At 66.9% G+C, this 17,414-nt stretch carries 14 protein-coding genes; 9 read left to right on the top strand and 5 right to left on the bottom strand.

Going from position 1 to position 17,414, the window contains the following annotated elements; genetic code table 11:
* Positions 1 to 250: 250 nt before the first annotated feature.
* Positions 251 to 2,125, bottom strand: a complete 1,875-nt coding sequence (ilvD, locus tag KVP10_RS05215) for a dihydroxy-acid dehydratase (RefSeq protein WP_217963430.1) — start codon at positions 2,123 to 2,125, stop codon at positions 251 to 253.
* 115 nt (positions 2,126 to 2,240) lie between these two features.
* Here ilvD and KVP10_RS05210 point away from each other — a divergent pair, with 115 nt between their 5' ends.
* Positions 2,241 to 3,149: a LysR family transcriptional regulator gene (locus KVP10_RS05210; protein WP_217963429.1), complete on the top strand. Its 909-nt coding sequence runs from the start codon at positions 2,241 to 2,243 to the stop codon at positions 3,147 to 3,149.
* A gap of 36 nt (positions 3,150 to 3,185) precedes the next feature.
* Here KVP10_RS05210 and KVP10_RS05205 read toward each other — a convergent pair whose 3' ends face one another.
* A complete protein-coding gene (locus KVP10_RS05205; protein ID WP_217963428.1) occupies positions 3,186 to 3,869 on the bottom strand; it encodes a TetR/AcrR family transcriptional regulator in 684 nt (227 codons plus the stop codon).
* A 122-nt stretch (positions 3,870 to 3,991) separates the two neighbouring features.
* On the opposite strand from KVP10_RS05205, the gene KVP10_RS05200 reads away from it, so the two are divergent.
* The 5 genes from KVP10_RS05200 to KVP10_RS05180 are packed head-to-tail and all read left to right on the top strand — an operon-like array spanning position 3,992 to position 10,621.
* Entirely contained in the window at positions 3,992 to 4,987 is a 996-nt protein-coding gene (locus KVP10_RS05200; RefSeq protein ID WP_217963427.1) for an HlyD family secretion protein, read from the top strand.
* An 8-nt stretch (positions 4,988 to 4,995) separates the two neighbouring features.
* Positions 4,996 to 6,771: an ATP-binding cassette domain-containing protein gene (locus KVP10_RS05195; RefSeq protein ID WP_217963425.1), complete on the top strand. Its 1,776-nt coding sequence runs from the start codon at positions 4,996 to 4,998 to the stop codon at positions 6,769 to 6,771.
* Positions 6,768 to 7,949 (top strand): ABC transporter permease, encoded by a 1,182-nt coding sequence (locus KVP10_RS05190; protein ID WP_217963424.1) that lies wholly within the window; start codon positions 6,768 to 6,770, stop codon positions 7,947 to 7,949. The genes KVP10_RS05195 and KVP10_RS05190 overlap by 4 nt, the downstream gene beginning before the upstream one ends.
* 13 nt (positions 7,950 to 7,962) lie before the next feature.
* On the top strand, positions 7,963 to 9,081 hold the full coding sequence (locus tag KVP10_RS05185; protein ID WP_376810951.1) for an ABC transporter permease: 1,119 nt from the start codon (positions 7,963 to 7,965) through the stop codon (positions 9,079 to 9,081).
* Positions 9,082 to 9,100: 19 nt separating this feature from the next.
* Positions 9,101 to 10,621, top strand: coding sequence for an efflux transporter outer membrane subunit (locus tag KVP10_RS05180; RefSeq protein WP_217963422.1), 1,521 nt, complete (start codon positions 9,101 to 9,103; stop codon positions 10,619 to 10,621).
* A gap of 164 nt (positions 10,622 to 10,785) precedes the next feature.
* Here KVP10_RS05180 and KVP10_RS05175 read toward each other — a convergent pair whose 3' ends face one another.
* Entirely contained in the window at positions 10,786 to 11,565 is a 780-nt protein-coding gene (locus KVP10_RS05175; protein WP_217963420.1) for an IclR family transcriptional regulator, read from the bottom strand.
* A gap of 378 nt (positions 11,566 to 11,943) precedes the next feature.
* Here KVP10_RS05175 and KVP10_RS05170 point away from each other — a divergent pair, with 378 nt between their 5' ends.
* Positions 11,944 to 13,659: an FAD-dependent oxidoreductase gene (locus KVP10_RS05170; RefSeq protein ID WP_217963419.1), complete on the top strand. Its 1,716-nt coding sequence runs from the start codon at positions 11,944 to 11,946 to the stop codon at positions 13,657 to 13,659.
* 82 nt (positions 13,660 to 13,741) lie between these two features.
* Entirely contained in the window at positions 13,742 to 13,939 is a 198-nt protein-coding gene (locus KVP10_RS05165; RefSeq protein ID WP_217963417.1) for a hypothetical protein, read from the top strand.
* A 108-nt stretch (positions 13,940 to 14,047) separates the two neighbouring features.
* Here the strand turns inward: KVP10_RS05165 and KVP10_RS05160 are convergent, their stop codons facing one another.
* Complete coding sequence (locus tag KVP10_RS05160; protein WP_217963416.1) at positions 14,048 to 15,238, bottom strand: acetylornithine transaminase; 1,191 nt, start codon at positions 15,236 to 15,238, stop codon at positions 14,048 to 14,050.
* 505 nt (positions 15,239 to 15,743) lie between these two features.
* Between KVP10_RS05160 and KVP10_RS05155 the strand changes: the two genes are divergently transcribed.
* A complete protein-coding gene (locus KVP10_RS05155; RefSeq protein WP_217963415.1) occupies positions 15,744 to 16,610 on the top strand; it encodes an MOSC domain-containing protein in 867 nt (288 codons plus the stop codon).
* Between the two features lie 127 nt (positions 16,611 to 16,737).
* Here KVP10_RS05155 and KVP10_RS05150 read toward each other — a convergent pair whose 3' ends face one another.
* Positions 16,738 to 17,397: an amino acid ABC transporter permease gene (locus KVP10_RS05150; protein ID WP_217963414.1), complete on the bottom strand. Its 660-nt coding sequence runs from the start codon at positions 17,395 to 17,397 to the stop codon at positions 16,738 to 16,740.
* Positions 17,398 to 17,414: the final 17 nt, after the last annotated feature.

Raw genomic sequence — 17,414 nt, 5'->3', positions numbered from 1 at the left:
TGGTTCCATTTTACGGAACTCGCGAATTATAGCTTTTCGGCGAATGCCGTTGTCCCAGGGATAACCCTGATTCGCTAATAAGAGCTGATAAGAAAAAGAGGGATGCGACGACATCCGGCGAGCCCGGATGCAAAAAGGGCACTCCGATGGGAGTGCCCCGAATGCCTTGCCTGCCGGGACAAGGCGGACGCCATGCGCCTGGCGATCGACGCCCGGCGGCCAAAGCCGCCGCATCGTTACGCCGCGGCGCTCAGGCCGCCGTCCTGGCGGCGCGCTTGAGTTGCGAGATGTCCCGCACCGCGCCGCGGTCGGCCGACGTCGCCAGGGCCGCATAGGCTTTCAATGCCTGCGACACCACGCGCTCGCGGTTTTCCGGCTGCCAGGCGCGCTCGCCGCGCGCTTCCATCTCGGCGCGGCGGCGCGCCAGTTCTTCGTCGCCCACCGCCAGGTTGATCTTGCGATTGGGGATGTCGATCTCGATGCGGTCGCCGTCGCGCACCAGGCCGATGGTGCCACCCTCGGCCGCCTCGGGCGAGGCGTGGCCGATCACCAGGCCCGACGAGCCGCCGGAAAAGCGGCCGTCCGTGAACAGGGCCGAAACCTTGCCCAGGCCCATGGACTTCATATAGGACGTCGGGTAGAGCATTTCCTGCATGCCCGGGCCGCCCTTGGGGCCTTCGTAGCGGATCACCACGACATCGCCTTCCCTGACCTTGCCGCCCAGGATGCCCGCCACCGAGGCCTCCTGGCTTTCGAACACGCGCGCGGTGCCGGTGAAGGTGAGTATGCTTTCGTCCACGCCGGCCGTCTTGACGATGCAGCCGTTCTCGGCCAGGTTGCCGTACAGCACAGCCAGGCCGCCGTCCTGCGAATAAGCGTGCTCTTTGGAGCGGATGCAGCCCTGCTCGCGGTCGAGGTCCAGTTGCGCGAAGTAGCGGTCCTGGCTGAAGGCTTCCTGGGTCCGCACGCCGCCGGGGGCGGCACGATAGAAGTCCCGCACCTCGGCCACGGCTTCGGCACTGTTGACGTCCCACTCGCGGATCGCGCGGCCCAGCGTGCCGCTGTGCACATTGCCCACGTCTTCGTTGAGCAGGCCGGCGCGCGACAGCTCGCCCAGGATGCCCAGGATGCCGCCGGCGCGATGCACGTCTTCGATGTGATACTTGTTGGTCGAGGGCGCCACCTTGCACAGGCAGGGCACCTTGCGCGAAATGCGGTCGATGTCGGCCATGCCGAAGTCCACCCCGGCTTCTTGCGCCGCGGCCAGCAGGTGCAGCACCGTGTTGGTCGAGCCGCCCATGGATACGTCCAGCGACATGGCGTTCTCGAAAGCCTGGTAAGTCGCGATATTGCGCGGCAGCACCGAAGCGTCGTCCTGCTCGTAGTAGCGCTTGGCCAGCTCGACGATGAGGCTGCCGGCGCGCTCGAACAGGCGGCGGCGCCGCGCGTGGGTAGCCAGGACGGTGCCGTTGCCCGGCAGCGACAGGCCCAGGGCCTCGGTCAGGCAATTCATGGAATTGGCGGTGAACATGCCCGAACAGGACCCACAGGTCGGACAGGCATTGCGCTCGGTCTCGGCCGCCTCGGCGTCGGACACATTGGGGTCGGCCGCCTGGATCATCGCGTCGATCAAGTCCAGCTTGACCTCCAGCTCGCCCGGCGCCTGCGCCTTGCCGGCCTCCATCGGGCCGCCGGAAACGAATACCACCGGGATGTTCAGGCGCATCGCGGCCATCAGCATCCCCGGGGTGATCTTGTCGCAGTTGGAGATGCACACCATCGCATCGGCGCAGTGCGCATTGACCATGTATTCCACCGAGTCGGCGATCAGCTCGCGCGAAGGCAGCGAATACAGCATGCCGCCGTGGCCCATGGCAATGCCGTCATCCACCGCGATGGTGTTGAATTCCTTGGCCACGCCGCCGGCGGCCTCGATCTCGCGCGCCACCAACTGGCCCATGTCCTTCAGGTGCACGTGCCCGGGCACGAACTGGGTGAAGGAATTCACCACGGCGATGATGGGCTTGTCGAAGTCGCCGTCCTTCATGCCGGTGGCGCGCCACAGGGCGCGCGCGCCGGCCATGTTGCGGCCATGGGTCGTGGTTCTGGAACGGTACTGCGGCATCTGGAATCTCCTGGAAGCGAATAGGGTCGAATCGGATGGCGCCCAGAGTAATGGACTTTCTTTAGGAAGTAAAATATATTATTTAGGGCCCATTAAGTCTTACAGGATATTATTCGTGGACCCCCGGCAATTGCGGCATTTCGTGGCAGTGGCGCAGACACTGCACTTCGGGCATGCCGCCGAGGCGCTCGGCATCACCCAGCCGCCGCTCAGCCAGTCCATCATGGCGCTGGAACGCGAGCTCGGCGCGGCGCTGTTCCAGCGCACCAAGCGCAGCGTGGCGCTCACGCCTTTCGGCGCGCAGTGGCTGGAACATGTGCAGGCCGCGCTCGACGCCGTGGCCGCCTTGCCCGACACCGCGCGGCGCCTGCGCGACGGCACCGCCGGCCGCCTCGAAATTTCTTTCGTCAGCACCGCCGACTACAGCATCCTGCCGGCGCTGGTGCGGCGCTACGCCGCGCTGTTCCCCGAAGTCGAGATCGCGCTCACCGAGGCCACCAGCGACGTGCAGATCGACGCGCTGCTCGAAGGCGCGCGGGGCGTGGGGCTGGTGATCCCGCCCTCGGAAGCCGCGTTTCCCGGGGCGCTTTCCTACCTGCCGCTGGTGACCGAGCCGCTGGTGGCGGCGGTGCCCGACAGCTGGATCGCCGAAGGCAGGCTGCCCGGCGCGGCCGAGCGCCTCGCCCCCGAAGCCGTGGTGAGCGAGCCGCTGATTCTTTTCCCGCGGCACAGCGCCCCCGCCTTCCATGACCTCGTCACCGGCTACTACGCCGCGCACGGCGGCCAGGCGCGCATCGTCCAGGAAGCCATACAGATGCAGACCATCATCAGCCTGGTGTCGGCCGGCATGGGCATCGCGCTGGTTCCCGCATCGCTGCGCAATCTGGCGCGGGCCGGCGTCAGCTATATGGACCTGGGCGGCTCGGTGCCTTTATTGGAAACCGGCATGGCCTGGCGCCGCGACGACGCCACGCCGACCACGGCGCGCTTCCTGGAAATCGCGCGCGACGTGGCAGCGGGCTGAGGCCGGCCGCAAGCATAGCGGCGACACGAGCCGCAGCTACTTGCGGCGTTTCCTCGAGCGCGCCGCCCGGGCGCCCGCGTACTCGCGGCCGATCGCCTCGAGGCCCCCGATGGCATAGCGGTGCAGATGATCGACCAGATCGCCGTAAGGGACTTTTCGCAGCTCCTGCACGGGGCCCGGCACGCCGCGCCTGCCGATCAACAGCAATATGCAAGGCGCCACGGTGCTGATCGCACAACGCAGCAAAGCCGGATCGTCCTCGGGTATGCCGGTGAGTTCTGCGAGGATGCTGTTGAGGTACGAGGCTTTCGATGGGATCTCGGACTGGAACAGCACCTGGGCATGAGACGAGGGCGCCAGAATCTCGGCTACCAGGACGGCCAGATGCCACCCGCCCGCATCGTCCGTCGTCTGTTGCACAATCTGCCCGATCAGGCGCTTGAGCTTGTCCGCCGCCGGCACGGCACTCAGGGCAAGCTCCCGCAAATCAGCCAGATCCACGAACCGGCGATGCGCCTCTATGAGCACGGCCTGGTAGAGGCCGCCGCGGCCGCCGAAATGGTAGTTGATCGAAGCCAAGTCCACACCCGCGCGCGCCGCGATGGCCTTGCTGGTGGTTTCGGCAAAGCCCGCGGCCGCGAACAATTCGCCCGCCGCTTCCAGTATCCGGGCGCGGGTCGCTTCGCCATCCGAACGAAGTTCTCGAAGGGCTTTACTCATCCTCTTTTCCTGCAAACGGCATGGAATAAATAGTAACTTGAATTCGGATTGAAGTTTAAATTCGATTTAATTTCGTTGTATGATCAAAACCAAACTGCCACCGACATCGGGAAACACCGCAGATGAAAAAACCCCTTGTTTTTCTCGCGGCCATCGCCGTCCTGGCCCTTGCCTCCTGGAGCGGGTGGCGCTACAGCCAGCATAGCGACGACGGCTCCCTGGTGTTGTACGGCAACGTGGACATCCGCCAGATCGCGCTGGCCTTCGACGGCAGCGGGCGGATTACCGCCTTGCGCGCCGACGAGGGCGACCAGGTAAAGGCCGGCGAGGTACTGGGCCAACTGGACACGCAAACGCTGAGGCTGCAGGCTGCGCAAGTAAAAGCCCAGGTCGAGGTGCAGCGGCAGAACCTGCTGCGGCTGCACAATGGCGCGCGGCCCGAAGAAATCTCCGAGGCGCGCAACCGCGTGGCCGCCGCGCAAGCCGACGCCGCACGGGCCGGGCAAGACCTGGCTCGCCTGCAAAGCATCGCCACCCATACGCAAGGCCGAGGCGTAAGCGCCCAGGACCTGGACCGCGCCCGCAGCAGCCTGCAAGTAGCCCGGGCCACGCTGGCACAGCAGCAGGACGCGCTGCGCCTGATGGAGCTCGGCCCGCGCAAGGAAGAGGTGGACGGCGCCAAGGCGCAGCTCGCAGCCTCGCAAGCCCAGTTGGCCGTGCTGCAGCACGAAATCGACGAAGGCGAACTCAAGGCGCCGGCCGATGCGGTAGTGCGCTCGCGCTTGCTCGAGCCCGGGGACATGGCAACGCCGCAAAAAGCCGTGTTCACACTGGCGCTGACCCAGCCCAAGTGGGTGCGCGTCTATGTCAGCGAGCCCAAGCTCGGCAAGATCAAGCCAGGCATGGCTGCGCGCGTGTATACCGACAGCCACCCCGACCAGCCGATCGACGGCAAGGTCGGCTATATCTCGTCGGTGGCCGAATTCACGCCCAAATCGGTGCAAACCGAAGAATTGCGCACCAGCCTCGTCTATGAAGTCCGGGTACTGGTCCAGGACAGCAATAACGTGCTGCGCCTGGGACAACCCGCCACCGTGCGCTTTCCCGCGGCCCAGTGAGCGACTCGATGAGCGAATCCGACGCCGTCGTCATCGCCGGGCAGTTGCGCAAGACATTCGCCTCTCCGTCCGGCGGGCCGCTGCACGCCATAGACACGCTCACCTTCAGTGTGCGCAAAGGCGAGCTGACCGCGCTGGTCGGGCCCGACGGCGCGGGCAAGACTACATTGATACGCATGATCGCGGGGCTGCTCAAGCCCGACGCCGGCAGCCTGCAAGTGCTCGGCACCGATGTGAAGGCCGACCCGCAGTCGGTGCAGAACCGCATCAGCTACATGCCGCAGCGCTTCGGCCTGTACGAAGACTTGAGCGTGCAGGAAAACCTCGACCTGTATGCCGACCTGCACGGGGTGCCGCTGCAATTGCGCCGCGAGCGCTACGCGCGCCTGCTGGAGATGACCGACCTGGCGCGTTTCACCGGCCGCCCGGCCGGCAAGCTCTCCGGCGGCATGAAACAGAAACTCGGGCTGGCCTGTACGCTGGTGCGTTCGCCGGACTTGCTGCTGCTCGACGAGCCCAGCGTCGGCGTCGACCCCCTGTCCCGCCGCGAACTGTGGAAGATCGTGCAGCAACTGGTCGACGACGAAAAATTGAGCGTACTCGTCAGCACGGCCTATATGGACGAGGCCGAGCGCTGCGCGCAAGTGTTCGTGCTGCACCAGGGGCGCCTGCTGGCCGACGGCACGCCGCCCGCGCTCGCCGAGCGCGCCCGCGGCCTGACCTACACCGCTACGCCGCGCCCCGACATGCCGGCGCGCGACCTGCAGGCGCGCCTGATCGACGCCGATGCGCTGATTGCCGATGCCGTGCCCCACGGCGGCGCGGTGCGCTTCATCATCCAGCCGGGCACGGACAAGCACGCGCTCGGCGAACTGCTCGGCGGCGCCGCCTGCGAGCCGCGCCGCGAAGAACTCGAAGATGCTTTCATGATGCTCTTGCGCCAGCAGCATCATGAAGAAGACAAGCCGCCGCAGCCGCAGATCGCGGCGTCTGGCGGCGCCGCGCAGGCGCCCTCCGGGCAGCCGGTAATCGTGGTGCGCGACCTGGTGCGCAAGTTCGGCGACTTCACTGCAGTGGCCAGCACCTCTTTCGAAGTGGCCCGCGGCGAAATCTTCGGCCTGCTCGGCCCCAACGGCGCGGGCAAGACCACCACCTTCCGCATGCTGTGCGGACTGCTGCCGGCCAGCAGCGGCCACCTGGAAGTGGCCGGGCTCAATCTGCGCACGGCGCGCGCGCAGGCCCGCGGACGCATAGGCTACGTATCGCAGAAGTTCGCGCTCTACGGCAGCCTTTCCGTGCGCGAAAACCTGGAATTCTTCGGCGGCGCCTATGGCCTGCGCGGCAAGGCGCTGCGCCAGCGCGTGGCCGACGTCATCGAGCAGTTCGGGCTCGATCCCGCGGCGACCAGCGGCGTCGTGCCGGGGGGCTACAAGCAGCGCCTGGCAATGGCGGCGAGCCTGCTGCACCAGCCCGAGATCCTGTTCCTCGACGAGCCGACCAGCGGCATAGACCCGCTGGCGCGGCGCGCCTTCTGGCGCACCATCACCGCGCTCTCGCATAGCGGCGTGACCGTCATCATCACCACCCACTTCATGGAAGAAGCCGAGTACTGCGACCGTATCGCCATCCAGGACGCGGGCCGGATGCTAGCGCTGGGCACGCCGCGGCAAGTGCGTGAACAGGCCGCAGGCGCCGAAGGCGGCGACATGAACAGCGCTTTCATCGCCATCGTCGAACAAGGCCGCGCCGCCGAGCGTCGCGTGGCCGAAGGAGCCGCGGCATGACCACGCACGCTCGCGCAGGCGCCACGCCGCACGCACAAGGCGATGCCTCGCCGGGCGCGTCCGGTTTTTTCCGCCGCTACGCCGCGCTGCAGCGCAAGGAAGTGCGCCAGTTGTTGCGCGATCGGGCCAACCTGGTCGTGGGCCTGCTGCTTCCCTTGGCGCTGGTGCTGCTCTTCGGCTACGGCCTGTCGTTCGACGTGAAGAACGCTCCGGTCGCCGTGGTGCTGGAAGACCATTCGCCGATTGCGCTCGAGATAGCCCAGAGCCTGCATGGTTCGGCCTACCTGTCGCCGCTGCGCGCCGCCAGCATGGCCGAGGCCGAACGCCTGATCCGCGAGGGCAAGGTCGACGCCATCGTGCGCGTGCCGATGGACTTCTCGCGCCAGATGGGGCAAGGCAGCGCCCGCATCCAGCTGCTGCTCAACGGCGTGGACTCTTCCACGGCATCCACCCTCGAAGGCTATGTAGGCGGCGCCATCGGCACCTGGGCGCTGAAGCAGGCCGACCGCGCCGGCGACAAGGCGGCCGCCGCCGGTGTCGAAGTGGTGCAGCATATGTGGTTCAACGAAGCCGGCGACAGCCGCTGGTACCTCGTTCCGGGGCTGATCGTGCTGATCCTGACGCTGCTCGGCGCGTTCCTGACCTCGCTCCTGATCGCCCGCGAATGGGAGCGCGGCACGCTGGAACCGCTTTTCGTCACGCCGGTGCGGCCGCTGGAGATCGTGCTGGCCAAGACAGTGCCGTACCTGGTGATCGGCACCATAGACCTGGCAATGTGCCTGCTGGCAGCGCGCTTCCTGTTCGCTGTGCCGATGCGCGGCTCGGTGGCGGTGATCGTGGTGGCGGCAACGCTGTACCTGCTGGTGTCGCTGCTGCTGGGCCTGTTCATATCGGGCCTGACGCGCAACCAGTTCCAGGCCAGCCAGTTGGCGCTGCTGACCAGCTTCCTGCCGGCCACCATGCTCTCGGGCTTCATTTTCGACCTGCGCAACGTGCCGGCGGTGATCAGGGCCATCAGCCAGGTGCTGCCGGCGACCCATTTCATGGACTTGATCAAGACCCTGTTCCTGGCGGGCAACAACTGGCCGATGGTCTTGCGCGACTGCTCGATCCTGGCCATCTATGCCGTACTGCTGGCCTACGCGACAGGCCGGCAGTTGCGCAAGACACTGGAGTGACGCCGTGCTGTCCCTGATCTCTCTTGTCGTCCGGGTCGTCGCCCCCATCGTCGCATTGGTGCGCAAAGAAATCCTCGCGCTGGCCAAGGAGCCGTCCAGCCGCGCCCTGCTGCTGGCGCCGGCGCTGATGCAGGCGCTGTTGTTCGGTTATGGTGCCACCTTCGACCTCACCAACGTGCCCTACGCGGTGCTGGACCAAAGCGGCGGCCGGGCCGCTACCGAACTGCTGGCGCGGCTGGACGGCACCGGCGTGTTCAAGCGCACGGCCACGCTCACGTCGGCGACTCAGCTTGCCGGGGTCATCGACCGGGGCGATGCGCTGGTCGCGATCAACATCCCGTCCGACTTCGAGCAGCGCCTGAACAGCGGCCGGAACGCGCCGCTGGAGGTGATCCTGGACGGACGCAATTCCTCGACCGCGGCCGCAGCGGCCGGCTATATCAATTCCGTCGTCGCGGCCTACAACGCCTCGCAGGCCGGCGCGCCGGCACGAGTGTCCATAGAACGGCACGCCTGGTTCAACCCGAACCTGGAATCGCGCTGGAACATCATGCCGGCGCTCATCGGCGCGCTCAGCATGATGCAGACCTTGCTGCTGGCGGCCCTGTCAGTGGCGCGCGAGCGCGAACAGGGCACTTTCGACCAGTTGCTGGTCACTCCGCTCACGCCGATGCAGATACTGGTCGGCAAGGCCGTGCCCGCGATCCTGGTCGGGCTGCTGCAATCCACCTTGATTTTCCTGGTCATCCGGTTCTGGTTCCAGATTCCCATGAGCGGCTCGGTGTGGCTGCTGTACCTGGGGCTGTTCATCTTCACAGTCGCCTCGGTGGGCATAGGCCTGTCGATTTCGGCGCTGTCGCTGACCATGCAGCAGGCCATGCTCTACACCTTCTTCCTGATCATGCCGCTGATGCTGCTATCCGGCCTGCTTACCCCGATACGCAATATGCCCGCGGCGCTGCAGATCGTCACCTATGCCAATCCGCTGCGCTTCGGCATGGATATCGTGCGCCGCGTGTATCTCGAAGGCGCCGGGCTGGCCGACGTCGCGGCCGAATTCATTCCCCTGCTGGTGCTGGCTGCCGTCACGCTGCCCCTGGCAGCCTGGCTGTTCCGCCACCGCCTTTCCTGATCTCCATTCGGAATCTTTCATGCCCAAGCCTCATCGACCCAACTCCCACCGGCTGCGCTCAGGCTTGACGGTCTGCGTGTTGGCGCTGGCCGGCTGCACTGTCGGACCGAATTTCACCAGGCCCACGCCGACCGCGCCGGACGACTGGACGAGCTGGCGCAGCGGCGACGACAGCCTGCACGCGCCGGTCGCCGCTGCACCGGCCCTGCAGGCAGATTGGTGGCGCGCGTTCCACGACCCGGTGCTCGATGCCCTGGAAGAGCGCGCTTTCGCCGCCAGCCCGGACCTGCGGACCGCGGCCCTGCACTATGCAGAAGCGCGCACGCGAGGCGATACCACGGCGGCGCAACACGGACCGCAGGTCGACTTGAACGGCGGCGCGACCCGGCAGCGGCAAAGCGAAAGCGGCGCCAGCACGCGCCTGCTCGACGCCATAGGCGGCACCGACGGCCAGAACCGCGACAGGCTCGCCCGGCTGCTTGCCCAGCCTTATACCCTTTACCAGGCCGGCTTCGACGCATCCTGGGAACTGGACCTGTGGGGGCATGTACGGCGCTCGATCGAAGCCGCCCAAGCCGATACCGCCCAACAAGCCGCGCTGCTCGACCTTGCCCGGCTGAGCCTGGCCAGCGAGGTGGCGCGCAACTATTTCGAGCTGCGCACGACGCAGGAACAGATACGACTGATGCGCGAGGATATTTCGGCGCTGACCGAGCGCCTGGCGCTCATGAATGCGCATGTACGCGCCGGCGCCCTCGACCATCTCGGCCTGGAGCAAGAGCGCGCGCAACTGGACGCGCTTCGGGCGCAATTGCCGGGCCTGCTCGCGCAGGAAGGCGCCGGCGCCAACCAGATTGCGCTATTGCTGGGCGAGCATCCGGGGGCGCTGCGCGATACCCTGCGGCCCGTGGCCGGCCCGAGACGCGCGGCGCTGCCCGACCTGGCGCTGGGCCTGCCGTCCGAAGTGGCGCGCCGCCGCCCCGACATCCGCGCCGCCGAGGCGCGCCTGCACAGCGCCACCGCCAGTATCGGCATCGCCACGGCAGACCTGTATCCCAGCATACGCCTGGGTGCGCACTTCGGCTATGAAAGCTACCTGAGCAACGAGTTTGCCGATTGGGGCAGCCGCAGCTGGTCGATCGGCCCGAGCCTGAGCCTGCCGATTTTCGACCATGGGCGGCGCAAGAGCGTGGTGCAGTTGCGCGAGCTGCAGCAGCAGGAAGCCGCGGTGAACTATCATCAAACCGTGCTCAAGGCGTGGCAAGAGATCGACGATGCCCTGAACCGCTATAGCGCCGAGCAGCAAAAATTCGAGGCGCTGCAGCACCAAGTCGCGGCGGCGCGGCAGGCCCATGAGCTGGCCCAGGCCCGCTATGACGGGGGCATAACGGATTTCATGACCGTGCTCGACAGCCAGCGCAGCTATCTGCAGGCGCGCCGGGACCTCGCATCCAGCCGGGGTCGCCTGGACATCGATTTCGTGGCGATCAACAAAGCCCTGGGCAACGCTCCCGGCGACTTCCCGGCGCAGGCTCACTAAGCATTCCGGGCTCGCAGCCGCGTCCGGCGTTCTCGGACAAGCGGCGCCGGCGGCAATGCGCCATGGAGAGAATTCCGGTTCGTTCCCGCGCGTCGGCGGCCGTCATGGGCTTGCCCGCTGCGGCATGCAGCCGGGGCCGGCCATTACCGGTCGGGGCTGACGCTTCAACCAGACGCCAGTTGCCCGATGCGCTGCGACAAATGGCGGGCATTCTGCACCACCAGCTCTATCAGCGCCGGCTCGGGCAGCAGCGGCGGCGCATCGATGGCGGTGACCAGCACCAGACTGCCGAGGATTTCTTCTTGCTCGCCGAACACCGGCGCGGCTATGCCCGTGACGCCGGCGTCGAGCTCGCCGCGCGAAATGTAATAGCCCTGCTTGCGGATGGCGCGCAGCGTGCGGGTGAAATCGCGCCAGCCGGCGCCCAGGGCCTGCGCGTCCGCGGCAGTTTGCGGATCTTGCAGCGCCGCGTCGTACAGGCGCCGCAGGCGGCGGCGTTCCATGTGGGCCAGCACGATGCGCGCCTGCGAGCCGCGGAACAACGGCATGGGCAGGCCCTTGGTATAGCGCACGCGCACGGGCCGCAAGCCCGTGACGTGCGCCACATTGACCAGCGTGCTGTCGTACATATTGCACAACAGTACGTTGGCGCCGGTGGCGCGGGCCAGCGCCTCCATGGGCTGGTGCGCCGCCGCGATGATGGGGTCGCAGGTGCTGATGAGGTATTCCAGCTCTATGATCTTGAGACCGAGCCGGTAGCGTCCCGACAGTCGCGACAGCAGGCCCGCCTGCACCAGGTCGGCCGCATAGCGATAGGCCGAAGCGGGGCTGACTTCCAGGGCCTGGGCGATTTCTTCGATGCCGATCAGCGGCTTGTGCACGCCGAACAGGTTCAGTATGGCCGATACGCGGCTGATGACCGAGCGTTCGTTGGCTTTAGCCATGCGCCGCCGTGGAAACAAAAATCGCGGTACGGGAAATCATGCTCATGCGGAATGTCCTCCATGCGGCCTGTATGTCCACGCTGCCTGTGTGGGCCCGATCCTGCGCGGCAAGCCGCTGCGGCCGGTATCGCTCCATGCGCCGCGCCCTATGCGCGGCACCCGTCCCCCAGGCCTGCACGCCTCTGGGCGTCGGGCCGCCCCTCTGGCAGAGGCCGTAGGTACTAAAAACACGGCAATTATCTCATTAAAAAATAATATTGACACAATCAGGCCAGAATATTATTCTTCATTCTCATTCAACAAGAATATTGTAGTTTTCAAAATCACCAGGGCGGCTTTTACGCCCGCCCACGCCCCGACGGCCTTGCGGAGACAATCATGGCGACCGAATTCAAACCCTATCCCTTCGACTTCGTCGAACGGCGGCCCGCGAACCCGCAGCCCCCGGTGCCGCGGCGGCACCCGGTGGCAATCGTCGGCGGCGGCGTCTGCGGCATCACCGCTGCGCTGGCCCTGGCCCGCCAGGGCGTGCCCTCGGTAGTGCTGGAAGCCGACACCTCCGTCTGCTACGGCAGCCGCGCCATCTGCATCTCGCGCCGCAGCCTGGAAATCTTCGAACGCCTGGGCGCCGTGCAGCCTATGCTGGAAAAAGGGCTGGGCTGGACGGGCGGCCGCTCGTATTACCGCGACACCGAGGTGCTGCACTTCTCGATGCCGCACGACGCAAGCCAGAAGCTGCCGCCCATGATCAACATCCAGCAATACTATCTGGAAGAATTCCTGGTGCAGGCCGCCGAACGCCACGCCGACCTGATCGACATCCGCTGGGGCGCCAAGGTCACCGGCATGCAAAACCAGCCCGACGGCGTGCGGCTGGAAGTGGCCGAGCCCGGCCACAGCTACACGCTGCAGGCCGACTGGGCCGTCGCCGGCGACGGCGGCCGCAGCTTCATGCGCGAGGCCCTGGGCCTGCAGTTGCAGGGCACGGCCTACGAGGGCCGCTACATCGTGGCCGACATCCTGCTCGATTGCGAACTGCCCACCGAACGCCTGGCGTGGTTCGACCCGCCCTCCAATCCCGGCTCGACCATCCTGATGCACAAGCAGCCCGACAATGTCTGGCGCATCGACTACCAGTTGCGCGACGACGAAGACCCCGACGAGGCCGTCAAACCCGAAAACGTGCTGCCGCGCGTACGCGCGCACCTGGACATGATCGGCCAGAAGAACGCCTGGGAACCGCTCTGGATCACTATCTACAAGGCCAATGCGCTGAGCCTCGAGCGCTACCGCCACGGCCGCGTGCTGTTCATGGGCGACGCGGCGCACCTGGTGCCGATCTTCGGCGTGCGCGGCGCCAACTCGGCCATCGACGACGCCGACAATCTCAGCTGGAAACTGGCTTGCGTGGTCAAGGGGCTGGCGCGCGACACGCTGCTCGATACCTACTCCGAAGAACGGGTCTACGCCGCCCATGAAAACCTCGGCAGCGGCATGAAGAGCACCGAATTCATGGCCCCGCCCACCTTCGCCTTCAAGCTGATGCGCGAGGCCGTGCTGAACCTGGCGCTGGACACCCCGGGCGTGCGCTCGCTGATCAATCCGCGCCAGACCAGCGCCATCGCCTATCGCAATTCCAGCCTCAATGCCCGCGCCAGCGAAGACTCGGCCTTCATAGGCGGGCCGGCCGCCGGCGTGCCGCTGCCCAACGTGCCGGTATCCCTGGCCGGCGAGAACGGCGCATACGCCGACGGCCATCTGCTCGACCTGCTGCGCGCCGGAGAATTCCTGGTGCTGCATTTCCGCGCCGGCAATGCCCCCGAAAGCGGCATCGCCGCAGCCGTGCAAAGCTTGGCCCAACGCGGCATACCGGTGAGGCTGGCCACCGTGGCCCGCGAAGCCGTGCAGCGCGCCGACGACGCGGCCGCGCCGCAAGCGCTGGACACGGCCGGCAAGGCCTTCGACCTGTACGACGCCACGCCCGGCACTGTCTACGTCTTGCGGCCCGACGGCCATGTGCTGGGCCGCTGGCGTTCGCCCGCGGCGGCGGTGGTGGAACAGGCCATCGAAACCTGCCTGAACGGCGCGCAATGAGCCCGCGCTGCATGCGCGGCACGCAGGCCAGCCTGGCTGCGCACCCGCAAGACCTCATATCGGAAAAATCGGGAGCCCCCACATGAACGACCTGGACCTGGATCGCGTCTACACCCAGTTATGCAAGACCCTGAGCGCCGCCGGGGAAGCACAGGCCATGAATATCCTGGCCCGCTACGCCCTGCTCAGCATGCTGGAAATCGGCGACCCCGAGCGCATCGGCACGCTGATCGAACGCGCCGCGCGGGGCGATGCGCCGGCCGCCGGCGCCGCAGCCTGAGCGCTCGCCACGCGGCTGCCGCCCGACGAAACTACAGCGGCGCGGCGCCGCATGGGCCCGCCTGGCGGGCACTCCCGTTAGAAGAAGAACAGAAGAATGCGGACGAACTCAGCCGCGCAGCTTGGCGATCACCGCGTCCAGGCGTTGCAGCATCTGCGCGACCTCGTCGGCCGTCACGTTCAGCGCAGGCATGAAACGCAGCAGATTGGGCCGGGGGGAATTCAGCAACATCCCTTCGGGCGCCGCGTCGCGCGCAGCGTCGACGATGGCGGTGCCGTCGTCGCGATCCATCACCAGCGCGCGCAACAGGCCCTGGCCGCGCTCGCCCTTCATGCCCCACTTGGCCGACAGTTCATTGAGCCCGCGCGAAAGCTGTTCGGCGCGCGCATTGACGGACTCCATGAAGCCCGGGGCCGTCAGTGCGTCGAACACCGCCACGCCCACCGCCGTCATGAGCGGATTGCCGTTGTAGGTACCGCCCTGGTCGCCGTGCTTGAAGCAGCTCACGGCCTCGCGCGCGCATAGCGCGGCCAGCGGCACCCCGGCCCCTATGCCCTTGCCCAAGGTCATGATGTCGGGCTCGATGCCGGCATGCTGGTAGGCGAACAGCTTGCCGCTGCGCCCCATGCCGGTCTGCACCTCGTCGACGATGAGCAGCAGGCCGCGCTCCTGGGTAAGGCGGCGCAGCTCGCGCAGGAACTCGGCGGTGGCGGGGATGACGCCGCCCTCGCCCTGCACGGGCTCGAGCATCACGGCCACGGTCTGGTCGTCGATCAGGGCGCGCACCGAATCGAGATCGTTCAGGTCGGCCTTGGGAAAGCCGTCGACCTGCGGGGCGAAGATCGTGCCCCAACCGGGCTTGCCCGAGGCCGACATGGTGGCCAGGGTGCGGCCATGGAAGCTGTGGTCGAAGGTGATGATCTTGTAGGCGCCCTTGCGATTGAGCTGGCCCCATTTGCGCGCGAGCTTGATGGCGCCCTCGTTGGCCTCGGCGCCACTGTTGGCGAAGAAGATGCGGTCGAAGCACGAGGCCCCGGTCAGGCGCTGGGCCAGCTCGATGGACGGCTTGTTGTAAAAGGCCGGCGAAGGGTTGATCAGCGTCGCGCCTTGCTGGTTGAGGGCCTTGACCACAGGTTCGGGGCAATGGCCCAGGCAGTTCACCGCCCAGCCCTGGATGAAGTCCAGGTATCGCTTGCCGTTGTTGTCCTCCAGCCAGGAGCCGCTGCCGCGGACGAACATGAGCTCCGGACGCGAGGTGATTTCCATGAGCGCGTTCGCGTCCGACTGGCTGAATTTCATTTTGGCTTCCTTGTAAGAAGAGGGGGGAGGAAAATGCCGGGCCGTCCGGGGTGCCGGCGCGCAAGCAGAAGTGGCGGCAGGCGCGGCGAGGATGGCCGGAAAATAAATTATAAAGAGCAAACCGCCCCCGGCGCCGAAATGGAGCGGCGCGCGGGCCGCAAATAGGCAAGCGGGCGGATTCTTGCTGCATTTTCGTCACAAAGAGCGCGGGCCGCCTTGCCGTGGCGGCCGCCGCGGGGCCACGGGGTGGCGGGCCACGGCGCCATGGGGCTGTGAGGCCGTGGTGTGGGGCTGTGATGTGGAGCGTTGGGGCTGTGGGGCTGTGGAGCGTTCGGGCATGGAGGCGTGGAGGCTCGAGGTGCGGGATATCGGGGCACAGTGGCGCCCGGTCCCGCCGGCCTGGCGGCACCCAGCCGGATACGGCTGGAAGACAGTATGATGCGCAAGGCGGGCGCCGCCGTCCGCGCCCCCATTCCCGACCCCAGCCAGCGCCGCGCCCATCGCCATGCCCGTTACCGTTCACAGCCTATACAGTTATCCGATCAAATCCTGCGCCGGCATCGCCCACACGCAGGCGCTGGTGTCGCCCGCGGGGCTGCCCTACGACCGCAACTGGGTGATCGTCGATGCGCGCGGCATTTTCATGACCCAGCGCACCTGCGCCCGCATGGCATTGATCCAGCCGGCGCTGGACGAGGAGTTCCTGCGCCTGTCGGCGCCGGACATGGCCGACATCCGCGTGCCCCTGAGGCCCGCGGACCCGGCGCGCGCAGCCGTGCCGGTGCGCATCTGGAAATCCGACACGCTCGGCGCCGACGAAGGCGAGGCAGTGGCGCAATGGCTTAGCCGCCACCTGGGACAAGCCTGCCGCCTGCTGCGCGTGCACCCGCAGGCCCGGCGCGTGGCCAACCCCGAATATGTCGGCCCCTGGATAGACAAGCATCGCGACTGGGCGCCCGAGTTTCCCACGGACCACCAGTTCGCCTTCGCCGACGGCTACCCCTTTCTCTTCATAGGCCAGGCGTCCCTGGACGAACTCAACCGCAGGCTCGCCGAACGCGGAGTGGCGCCCGTGCCCATGAATCGCTTCCGCCCCAGCATCGTCATCGCCGGCCTGGAACCGCACGAGGAAGACTATCTGGCGGGAGTCGGCATCGGCACTCGGCGCTTCGGCTTCGTCAAGCGCTGCGCCCGCTGCCCTATCCCCAACATCGACCAGAGTACGGCGGTATCGGCCGACGAGCCGGGGCTGACCCTGGTGCGCTACCGCAGCTTCGACGACGGGGTGCTGTTCGGCGTGAACGCGGTCATGGACGGCGAGCCCGCGCCGATACGCGTGGGCGACGAGGTCGAACCCGAATTCGACCTCTGACGCGGATACACGATAAAAAAAGGCCCGGGCGCCGGGCCGTATTGCATGTGCCGCCTGCGGCTTCGCGCCTCGCGCGCTTTCGAGCGCAGACCTGCGAGGCCTGGAACGAAAGCCTGGAACGGCAGCCTTAAACGGCCTGGCCGCGGCCGAAGTATTTTTCCAGCCGCCCCTGCACGCGCTCCAGGCACAGGCTCAGCACCCAGTAGATGCCGGCGGCGGCCAGGTACAAGGGCAACGGCCGGAAGGTAGTGGCAATGACGTCCTTGGTGGCCAGCAGCAGTTCGGTTACGGTGATGACCGAGACCAGCGAGGTGTCCTTGATCAGGCTGATGAGCGTGTTGCTCATCGAAGGCACGGCCAGGCGCAGCGCCTGCGGCAGCACCACGTAATACAGGTTTTGGGCGTAGGTCAGGCCCAGGCTGTAGCCCGCCGACCACTGGCCGCGGCCTATGCCCAGTATGGCCCCGCGCAGGCTCTCGGAAATATAGGCCCCCGCGTTCAGGCTCAGCGCCAGGACGCCCGCGGTCAGCGGGTCGAAAGAGATCCCTATGCCGGGCAGGCCGTAGTAGACGATGAATACCTGCACCAGCAGCGGCGTGCCGCGCATCAAGCTGACGTAGACGGCGGCCGGCCACTGGCACAGCCGGCTGGGCACGATGCGCGCCACGGCCAGGGCGAAGCCCAGCAGCAGGCCGCCGAACATCGCCGAAAACGCGAAGATGAGCGTATAGCCCGTGCCCTTGAGCAAGATGGGCGCGGCCAGCTTGAATAGATCGAGCAGGCTCATGGTTCAACCGGCCTCGC

Source organism: Candidimonas humi, assembly GCF_019166065.1.
Taxonomy (GTDB): Bacteria; Pseudomonadota; Gammaproteobacteria; order Burkholderiales; family Burkholderiaceae_B; genus Candidimonas; species Candidimonas humi.
Note: the sequence above shows the minus strand (reverse complement) of the source record. Positions and strands in the feature narration are given on the sequence as shown.

Coding starts and splice junctions, on each gene's coding strand:
- ilvD (WP_217963430.1), bottom strand. CDS start 2,125: ATGCCGCAGTACCGTTCCAGAACCACGACCCATGGCCGCAACATGGCC.
- KVP10_RS05205 (WP_217963428.1), bottom strand. CDS start 3,869: ATGAGTAAAGCCCTTCGAGAACTTCGTTCGGATGGCGAAGCGACCCGC.
- KVP10_RS05200 (WP_217963427.1), top strand. CDS start 3,992: ATGAAAAAACCCCTTGTTTTTCTCGCGGCCATCGCCGTCCTGGCCCTT.
- KVP10_RS05195 (WP_217963425.1), top strand. CDS start 4,996: ATGAGCGAATCCGACGCCGTCGTCATCGCCGGGCAGTTGCGCAAGACA.
- KVP10_RS05190 (WP_217963424.1), top strand. CDS start 6,768: ATGACCACGCACGCTCGCGCAGGCGCCACGCCGCACGCACAAGGCGAT.
- KVP10_RS05180 (WP_217963422.1), top strand. CDS start 9,101: ATGCCCAAGCCTCATCGACCCAACTCCCACCGGCTGCGCTCAGGCTTG.
- KVP10_RS05175 (WP_217963420.1), bottom strand. CDS start 11,565: ATGGCTAAAGCCAACGAACGCTCGGTCATCAGCCGCGTATCGGCCATA.
- KVP10_RS05170 (WP_217963419.1), top strand. CDS start 11,944: ATGGCGACCGAATTCAAACCCTATCCCTTCGACTTCGTCGAACGGCGG.
- KVP10_RS05165 (WP_217963417.1), top strand. CDS start 13,742: ATGAACGACCTGGACCTGGATCGCGTCTACACCCAGTTATGCAAGACC.
- KVP10_RS05160 (WP_217963416.1), bottom strand. CDS start 15,238: ATGAAATTCAGCCAGTCGGACGCGAACGCGCTCATGGAAATCACCTCG.
- KVP10_RS05155 (WP_217963415.1), top strand. CDS start 15,744: ATGCCCGTTACCGTTCACAGCCTATACAGTTATCCGATCAAATCCTGC.
- KVP10_RS05150 (WP_217963414.1), bottom strand. CDS start 17,397: ATGAGCCTGCTCGATCTATTCAAGCTGGCCGCGCCCATCTTGCTCAAG.